Raw genomic sequence first — 8,660 nt, 5'->3', positions numbered from 1 at the left:
TCATTCCATAAAAGCTAAAAATGATATTCGGAATGGCCATAACGATTGTAATTACAGTTAAAACTTTCATGACAATATTTAAGTTATTAGAAATAACTGATGCAAAAGCATCCATTGTACCTGATAAAATATTTGAGTAAATATTACACATTTCAATGGCCTGATGAATTTCAATCATCACATCATCTAATAATTCTTGATCTTCATCATATAATTTAATTGGCTTACCACGCATGATCTTATTTAAAGTAATTTCATCGGTTTTAAGCGATGTCGAAAAATAAACTAATGATTTTTCTAGACCAAGCATTTGAATTAATTCTTTATTTTGCATTGATTTATGTAATCGCTGTTCAGTTCTCGATGATAAACGATCAATTTGGCGTAAATAAATCAAATAACGTTGTGAAATTCTTAATAATAACAACAATAAAAAACGTGTTTTTAAAGTTGTATCAATACCTCGAACATTCCCTCTAGCCATATCATTAATATTATGATTTTCATATAAGGCAATAGTTACAATATAACCTTTCATCATAACGATCCCTAAAGGTAAGGTCGTATATTGTAAGGTATCATCGGTTTTAGAATCCTCAGCACTAGGATAATCGACAATAATTAAAGTCTGGTTACTATCTTCATCATAGTCCAAGTGAGAACTTTCTTCTTCATCCAGTGATGATTTAACGAATTCAGGAACAATTCCAATTTCATCAATCAAAAATTGTTTTTCTTCTTCACTAGGACTAACAGCATTGACCCAGCATCCATATTCAGGCTGGTCAATTTTAACTGTTTTATTTTCAAAAGTTTTGTAAAATTCTAACATATTAACCTCCTTGTTACAGGAGGTTATTTGCCTCCTGCACTCTGTTTATATTCAATTGTGATAATCTTCTAAACGACTCGGGCTCGGGAGACATAATAACACCTTCTTTCGGTGACCTATTATAGCACAAATTAAACCATTTTTCACACAATAAATGTTAGAAATAAATAAAATTTTCTTAATTAATAATTCTTTATGAATCTTCAGCAAATTTGTCGTTAAGTATCGATTTGACGGGAATAAATTGTCGGTATATACTTATACTGATTTAAAATGATTAGTATAGTGAGGATAAATAATGAAAATAACTGATTTATTGAAAATAGAAAGCATTGATGTTAATGCTAATGTTGCTAGCTATGATGAAGCGATTAATCATTTAATTGATCTAATGATGAAAACTGGGAATATAAGTGATCGTAACTTATATCAAGAAGCAATCTATAAGCGCGAACAGCTTTCTTCAACTGCTGTTGCCAAAGATATTGCTATTCCCCATGGTCAAAGTGAAGCGGTCAAACAGGCAACTATCGTGGCCATGGTCGTTAAAGATGGGGTGGATTTTAAAGCCCCTGATGGTAATAAAAGTAAATTGTTTTTTATGATTGCAGCTAGTGTTGATAAAGCTAATGTTCACTTGCAGGCATTAGCTAAATTAGCGGGATTATTGATGGAAGAAAGTTTTGTCGCAGATTTGATCCAGGCACCAGATGCTAAGACTTTTTATGATTTGATCATTAATAAAGAGATGACTTTAGATAATTCTCAAGAAGAACAGTCTGGTTATGATCTTCTAGCCGTAACTGCTTGTCCAACGGGAATTGCCCATACTTATATGGCAGCTAAAAGTTTACAGCAGGCAGCAAGTAAGTTAAATTTAAATATAAAAGTAGAAACTAATGGGGCTTCGGGAATTGATAATCTTTTAACCAAAGAAGAAATTGCTCAAGCTAAAGGGATTATTGTGGCTGCTGATCGTCAGGTAGAGATGGCACGGTTTGAAAATAAACCGATTGTTATTTGCAATGTCGCTAAAGCAATCAAAGAACCTGAATATTTACTTACCAAAGCATTAAGTGATGATATTGATGTATATCATCATGAAAATAAACAAACGGTGATTAAAACTTCTAAACTTAGACAGTTTTATAACTATTTGGGTGAAGCATTAAATCAGACTTTACCAATTTTAATAGCTATTGGTGCCTTACTTTCGATCCCTATTTTCATTCAAGAATATGGTCTATTTAATTTTAAGACATTTTATGATAATATGTGGTTAAGCCAAATGTATTTAGCAGGAACAGTATTACAGATAAGTGTTACTGCATTGTTTTCAGGCTATTTGGCTCAAGCGATTGCTGCCAAACCAGGCTTTAGCGTTGGACTAGTTGGTGGGATTGGAATGTCTTTAAATAGTAATTATTTACAAGATAGTAATAATCCCGGATTACTTGGAGCAATCATTATCGGATTTATTGCTGGTTATTTAGTTTTAGGAATTAAAAAATTATGGTCTAAATTACCAGAAAGTTTGAATAGTTTAAGTGTCATGGTGATTTATCCAATTTTTGTTTCAATCATCGTTTTTCTAGTAGCAATTCTAATTAGCCCTTATATTGGTGCTATCAATCAAATTATTGCCGTTACTTTAAGTAGTTTACCAATTATTGGTAATTTATGTTTAGGAATAATTTTAGGGGTAATGATGATTGTAGATATGGGTGGTCCGGTTAATAAAACTGCTTATCTTCTAGCAATCAGTCAAGTGCTTGAAGGTAATTATACGCTTATGGCAGCAGTAATGGCCGCGGGAATGGTACCACCATTAATGGTTGCCATTGCCACAACGATATTTAAACCTAAATTTACTGAAAATCAACGTAAACTAGGTAGAACTAATTATTTAAATGGGTTAATGTTTATTAGTGAAGGAGCATTGCCTTTTGTATCTGGATATCGATTTATTTTTATGCTTGCAGCAGCAATTACTGGTGGTTTTTCAATGTTATATAATTGTGGTGTAGCTTTGGTCCATGGTGGTATCTTTGTTTTACCGTTAGTGATTCATCCACTTCGATATTTAGTAGCTATCTTAGCTGGCAGCTGTTGTGGAGCGATGGTATATGGGATTTTTAAAGAGAAAGGTAAGTGATATAAATGAAATATATATTTTTTGATATAGATGGGACTCTTACAGATAATCATACCAAAAAAATTGTTCCTAGTGCTAAAGAAGCTTTAGATAAGTTACAGGCAAATGGTAATTTTGTCGCTATTGCTACAGGACGAGCATATTATAAAGCTAAAAAGTTTATGGAAGAAATTGGTTTGGTCAATATGGTATGTAATGGTGGAAATGGAATTGTTTTAAACCAGAAATTAGTTAAAAATGCGCCTTTAGATAAAGCTAAGTCTTTAGCGATAATCAAGCAGGCAGAAAATTTAGGTTATGGTGTTTTAGTAGCTCCATTTGATAGTATTGATGTTTATAGTAAAAATACTTTATTTTTAAAACAAGCTGGTTTTCGTAAAGAACCGACTCGTTATTTAATTGATGCTAGTATTGATTATAATAAACTTGATGATATTTATAAGTTTTATATTTCAATTCCTAAAGAGGAAGAAGATAAATTAACATTAATGAATACTTTAGGTAATCTTCGTTTTGAATCAGAGTATTTAATGTTTCAGCCTGATGATAAACACCAGGGAATTATTGATTTAATGGAGTTAATTGATGGTAAACTTGATGATGTAGTCGTTTTTGGTGATGATTATAATGATCTGGATATGTTTGATGAACAATTTTATCGTATTGCGATGGGAAATGCTTGCGATGCTTTAAAAATGAAAGCTGATTATATTACTGATAGTAATATTAATAATGGTATTTATAATGCTTGTAAAGTTCATGGCTGGATAAAATAAAATTTTTTAATTAGTTCACATTTAATTCATACACCAATGATAGGATAATAGTGTCGAAAGACAAACCATAATAATTTGTAAAATATATTAATCCCCTCATATATGTTTTACAATCTAATGATGGATGATTCCCTCTCCCAAAAAAAATACATCCATCATAATAAGGAGTCTCCCCTGGCTCCTTATTTTTTTATCTTTTTTAATAGAAAAGGTAAGCATATATAGTAGCAATATAAATTAATAGTTATAGATTTAATGATTTATTTTTCTAATCAATATTGTTGAAATTATCATAAAGTTATTATTAAAGCGAATGGAATTATCCAAGGAAATAATGAAAATAGTTAATAATAGTTCTATCAGGCAGTTATATTATTTGACTGATATTTTTAATTTAATTAGAATGTTAAATAATTAGTTTGATGAAAAGATAGCTAGTTTGTTATCTTTTTTATTGATAATATTACTGTACTTTATTAAAAAAGAAGCATATAATCATAGAAAAAGGAAAGGTGGATGACAATGATTGATGGTCATATGCATTTAGAATATGGAGATTTAAGCAAAGAATATGTTTTAGAGTTTGTCAACGCAGCTAAAGAAAAAGGCTTAACGAAGATTCAAATTTTAGATCATACTCATCGCTTTAAAGAATTTGAACCAATTTATGAAGAATTAAAAGCAATCCCCCAGCAGAAAAAGTGGTTGGAAAATAAGAAAATGAAATTTAAAGATAGTTTAGATGACTATGATAAATTAATTCAAGAAGTAAAAGCTCTTGATTTACCGGTTGAAGTTAGTTTTGGTTTAGAAGTATGTTATGTTCCTAAACATGAAGAATATATTCGTGAAGTTTTAAGTAAACGTCATTATGATTTTATTGTTGGGGCAATTCATTCGATCAATGGTAAATTATATGATATGAGTTTTTCTAAAGAAATATTATGGGATCAGGAAGATGTTAATGATATTTATCGTAATTATTATGATTTAATATTTAAATTAGTGAAATCAGATTTATTTACGCAATTAGCACATCCTGATACAATTAAGATGTTTAATTATTATCCTGATTATGATCTAACTCCAACATATCATCAACTAGCTGATCTTTTAAATGAACATCACATGAAAGCGGAAAATAATACGGGATGTTATTATCGTTATAATCACCAGGATAAGGGGTTAAGTGATCAATTGCTTAATATTTTTAAAGAACATCAGGTTGCAATGATTACTGCCAGTGATGCTCATTGTCCTGATCATGTAGGGATGAATATTAAAGATATTTATGAAAAAACAATGATGTAAAATAAAAAACCTAGTTGCCTAGGTTTTTTTACGTTGTTGTAGGTGGGGTAGCAGGTTCACTTGTTGCAGGGGTTGATGGGGTCGTTGGTTCCGTTGTTGGCGTAGAAGGTGTTGTCGGTGTTGTTGGTTCAGGAGTAGTAGGCACTGGAGCTTTCATTGTTCCCCGTAAAATAATTTCTTCATGTCCTTTATAAACACTGTAAGCTTCTTTAGTAGTAGAAATTAAATTACCATTAGCATCATATACATGGCGCCAAGACTGAGCTTTGGAACCATTAGTTCCTTTTTGCTTAACTGCTGTTTGTCCTTCTAGTAAAGTTGGATCATCTTCGTATTTAGTTGTATAAGCCGTTGATGATAATTGTTTACTAGTGATTTTTACATAAGTATTATCTACGTTAGTTCCATAAATTTGGGCAGTTAATTTATTATTGGCATAAGACATCACCACTTTAATGGGATAACTGCGATCATTTTTAAATTTGAAATCCGGTCCACCCCAAGATACCGTAGCATCGCGGCCGATTGGAACATAGCCAGAAACATAAGTATGATTAGAGCGTTCAGTAATTTTTAAGTTGGCAAGCAATACAGCGTTATATAGAGTTGATGATGTCTGGCAAATACCGCCACCAACTTCTTGAACCGTTTCGCCATTTAAATAAGCAGCTGCTTCACCAAAACCATTAGCTTTAGTACGTTTACCAACAACATTATTATAAGAAAATTCTTCACCAGGAAGTAAAATAACATCATTACATTTTTCTCCTGATAGACGAACGTTTTTCTTACGAACAGCCGTGCCGCTAACATTAGTAGTGTAGGTTCCTAAAACATCTTTAAAAAGATTTTGTTGTAAGAGCTCTTGGGTAATTTCTGGTTTTGTGATCGTTGCTTTAATACTAAACTGTTTACCTTCATCAGTTTGATCATATTCTTTTTTAGCTTCATCTAAATCAAACTTAGCGCCATTTTGTTCAGGAACAATAGCATAGTTATTATTTTTATCTAATGTGGCATTTTTTGCTCCTTTAGATAATTCCTGGTATAGTGTTTCCATTTCATTATCATTTTCAAGTTCATGATCAACTGGTGTATATACTACTTTATCTTGAAAATCATAATCATTTAAAGCTTCTTTGATTGCTTTATTAACTGATTTTACTTCAGCTGTTTTTCCGGATTTTCCTTTAGTAAAAACAACTTCATTATCTTTTAATTCATAGGTTGTTTTAATGGCAGTATTATAACCAAGGATATTAGAATTAGTAATTTCTTGATTTAAACGATCGTTATCAACAATCTCAACACCAATAGTATATTTATGATTAAACAAATAGTTAAAACCGCGAGTAAAAAAGTTAGTTGATTTTTTACTGATTTTTTTAACTTGTTTTTCTAAATCAAATGATAAATTATCTTGGAGATTAATGGGATATTCCTGATCATCTAAGGTTAGGATAATTTGATTACTTTTAACATCTTCCTGGTACTGTTTTTGTAATGCATCAATTGCCTGGTCATAAGCCATATTCCCAACATTGATATCATTAATTGTGGTACCTTTAATAAAATCCTTTCCACTTGCATAAAAACATAATCCAAAATAACCAATAATAACTAAGGCAATAATTCCTGAAATGATTAAATAGACTTTTTTGTTTAATTTTAATTTTGCCAATTGCATATAACTCACCCCGTATTTTTTTTCTTTACTATCATATACTAGAATAATTGATAATTCAATTAATTTTGGTCGAATCGAGAAAAATTAAGATATGATTAAATTTATAAAATATATAGTATAATTGTCTTATTGTATACAATTTTTGAAATTTATACTTTACAAATGCGATTGTATACAATATAATTGTTTTCATATACAAGAAAAAAGGAAGGTATGAATATGACTGAAAAAAGAGTTTTTAATTTTTCTGCAGGTCCATCTATGTTACCTGTACCAGTATTAGAAAAAGCGGCAAAACAAATGCTTAACTATGAAAATAGCGGAATGAGTGTAATGGAGATGAGTCATAGATCCTCTTCCTATTTGGATATTTTTAATAAGACAAAAAACTTATTAAAAAAAGTAATGAATATTCCAGATGAATATGAAATTGTGTTTATTCAAGGGGGAGCAACACAACAGTTTTCTATGGTACCATTAAACTTACTTAAAAATGGTAAAGCTGATTATATTATTACAGGATCTTTTAGTAAAAAAGCAGCTAGTGAAGCAAAAAAATATGGGGAAATTAATATTGCTTATGATGGTAGTGAAAATGGATTCAAACACATTCCAAGCCAAGCTGAATTGAAATTAGATCCAGAGGCATCTTATGTTCATTTATGTGCTAATAACACTATTTATGGTACGGAATGGAAATATGTGCCAGAAACTAATGGGGTTCCAATTATTGCTGACATGTCTTCAAATATTTTATCTAAACCAGTTGATGTTTCTAAATATGGAATGATTTATGCTGGAGCACAAAAAAATATGGGGATCGCTGGATTAGGGGTTGCGATCATTAGAAAAGATTTATTACAAAAAGTAGCACCGACAACACCAGTATTATTGGATTATACATTAATGATTGAAAATGATTCAATGTATAATACACCACCAGCATACGCTATCTATGTTTTAGGTCTAGTGGTAGAATGGATCGATGAAATGGGTGGCTTAGAAGTAATGGAAAAAAGAAATATTGAAAAAGCTAAATTATTATATGATTATTTAGATAGCAGTGATTTCTATAAAGCTCATAGTGATAAAGATAATCGTTCATTAATGAATGTTACTTTTACAACACCAAATAAAGATTTAGATGCTAAGTTTGTAAAAGAAAGTATTGAAGCAGGCATGACTAATTTAAAAGGACATCGTTCTGTCGGAGGAATTAGAGCATCAATCTATAATGCGATGCCATTAGAAGGAGTCGAAAAATTAGTTGCTTTCATGAAAGATTTTGAAGCAGCTAACAAATAGGGGTGAAAATATGTATAATGTAAAGCTGTTAAATAAAATATCTCCAGTTGGATTAAATAAATTTAATGATAACTATACTTATAGTGAAGATATTACCAATGAAGATGCCATCTTAGTAAGATCAGCTTCATTGCATGACTATGATTTTAATCCTAATTTAAAAGCAATCGCGAGAGCAGGAGCCGGGGTAAATAATATTCCAATTGAAAAATGTAGTGAAAACGGAATTGTAGTCTTTAATACACCAGGTGCTAATGCTAACGCTGTTAAGGAATTAGTTATTTGTAGTTTATTTCTAGCATCACGTAAGATCGTTGAAAGTATTGAATGGATCGAAGGATTACAAGATGATCAGGATATCGCTAAAACGGCTGAAGCTGGTAAAAGTAACTTTGTCGGACCAGAAATTGAAGGAAAGACTTTAGGAGTTATTGGTCTAGGAGCAATTGGGGTCAATGTAGCTAATGCAGCGATTAAATTAAATATGAAAGTTAAAGGGTATGATCCTTACATTCGCGTTGATGCTGCTTGGGCATTATCAAAACATGCTCGCCAGGCAGCTTCATTGGAAGAAATTTATAAAGAATGTGATTA

The 8,660-nt window shown here is 30.9% G+C and carries 7 protein-coding genes; 5 read left to right on the top strand and 2 right to left on the bottom strand.

Features of this window, described 5'->3' with window-relative positions; translation table 11 throughout:
• On the bottom strand, positions 1-832 hold an 832-nt coding region (locus J7M77_RS13090), incomplete at its 3' end, for a magnesium transporter CorA family protein (protein ID WP_296879300.1).
• Positions 833-1,130: 298 nt separating this feature from the next.
• Between J7M77_RS13090 and J7M77_RS13085 the strand changes: the two genes are divergently transcribed.
• The 3 genes from J7M77_RS13085 (at position 1,131) to J7M77_RS13075 (ending at position 5,074) form a co-directional block, all read left to right on the top strand.
• On the top strand, positions 1,131-2,987 hold the full coding sequence (locus J7M77_RS13085) for a fructose-specific PTS transporter subunit EIIC (RefSeq protein ID WP_296879298.1): 1,857 nt from the start codon (positions 1,131-1,133) through the stop codon (positions 2,985-2,987).
• Between the two features lie 5 nt (positions 2,988-2,992).
• Complete coding sequence (locus J7M77_RS13080) at positions 2,993-3,763, top strand: HAD-IIB family hydrolase (protein WP_296879296.1); 771 nt, start codon at positions 2,993-2,995, stop codon at positions 3,761-3,763.
• A gap of 522 nt (positions 3,764-4,285) precedes the next feature.
• Positions 4,286-5,074, top strand: a complete 789-nt coding sequence (locus J7M77_RS13075) for a PHP domain-containing protein (protein ID WP_296879294.1) — start codon at positions 4,286-4,288, stop codon at positions 5,072-5,074.
• Between the two features lie 28 nt (positions 5,075-5,102).
• Here J7M77_RS13075 and J7M77_RS13070 read toward each other — a convergent pair whose 3' ends face one another.
• Positions 5,103-6,761: a VanW family protein gene (locus tag J7M77_RS13070; protein WP_296879292.1), complete on the bottom strand. Its 1,659-nt coding sequence runs from the start codon at positions 6,759-6,761 to the stop codon at positions 5,103-5,105.
• Positions 6,762-6,980: 219 nt separating this feature from the next.
• Here J7M77_RS13070 and serC point away from each other — a divergent pair, with 219 nt between their 5' ends.
• The gene (gene serC, locus J7M77_RS13065; protein ID WP_296879289.1) at positions 6,981-8,066 is read left to right on the top strand and encodes a 3-phosphoserine/phosphohydroxythreonine transaminase; all 1,086 of its coding nucleotides are present in this window, start codon (positions 6,981-6,983) and stop codon (positions 8,064-8,066) included.
• 10 nt (positions 8,067-8,076) lie between these two features.
• Positions 8,077-8,660: NAD(P)-dependent oxidoreductase (locus tag J7M77_RS13060; RefSeq protein WP_296879287.1), on the top strand; the 584-nt coding region annotated here is incomplete at its 3' end.

The sequence above is a fragment of the Thomasclavelia sp. genome (genome assembly GCF_017889095.1).
Lineage (GTDB): Bacteria > Bacillota_I > Bacilli_A > Erysipelotrichales > Coprobacillaceae > Thomasclavelia.
This window is presented reverse-complemented; position numbering and strand designations above follow the sequence as displayed.

Coding starts and splice junctions, on each gene's coding strand:
- J7M77_RS13085 (WP_296879298.1), top strand. CDS start 1,131: ATGAAAATAACTGATTTATTGAAAATAGAAAGCATTGATGTTAATGCT.
- J7M77_RS13080 (WP_296879296.1), top strand. CDS start 2,993: ATGAAATATATATTTTTTGATATAGATGGGACTCTTACAGATAATCAT.
- J7M77_RS13075 (WP_296879294.1), top strand. CDS start 4,286: ATGATTGATGGTCATATGCATTTAGAATATGGAGATTTAAGCAAAGAA.
- J7M77_RS13070 (WP_296879292.1), bottom strand. CDS start 6,761: ATGCAATTGGCAAAATTAAAATTAAACAAAAAAGTCTATTTAATCATT.
- serC (WP_296879289.1), top strand. CDS start 6,981: ATGACTGAAAAAAGAGTTTTTAATTTTTCTGCAGGTCCATCTATGTTA.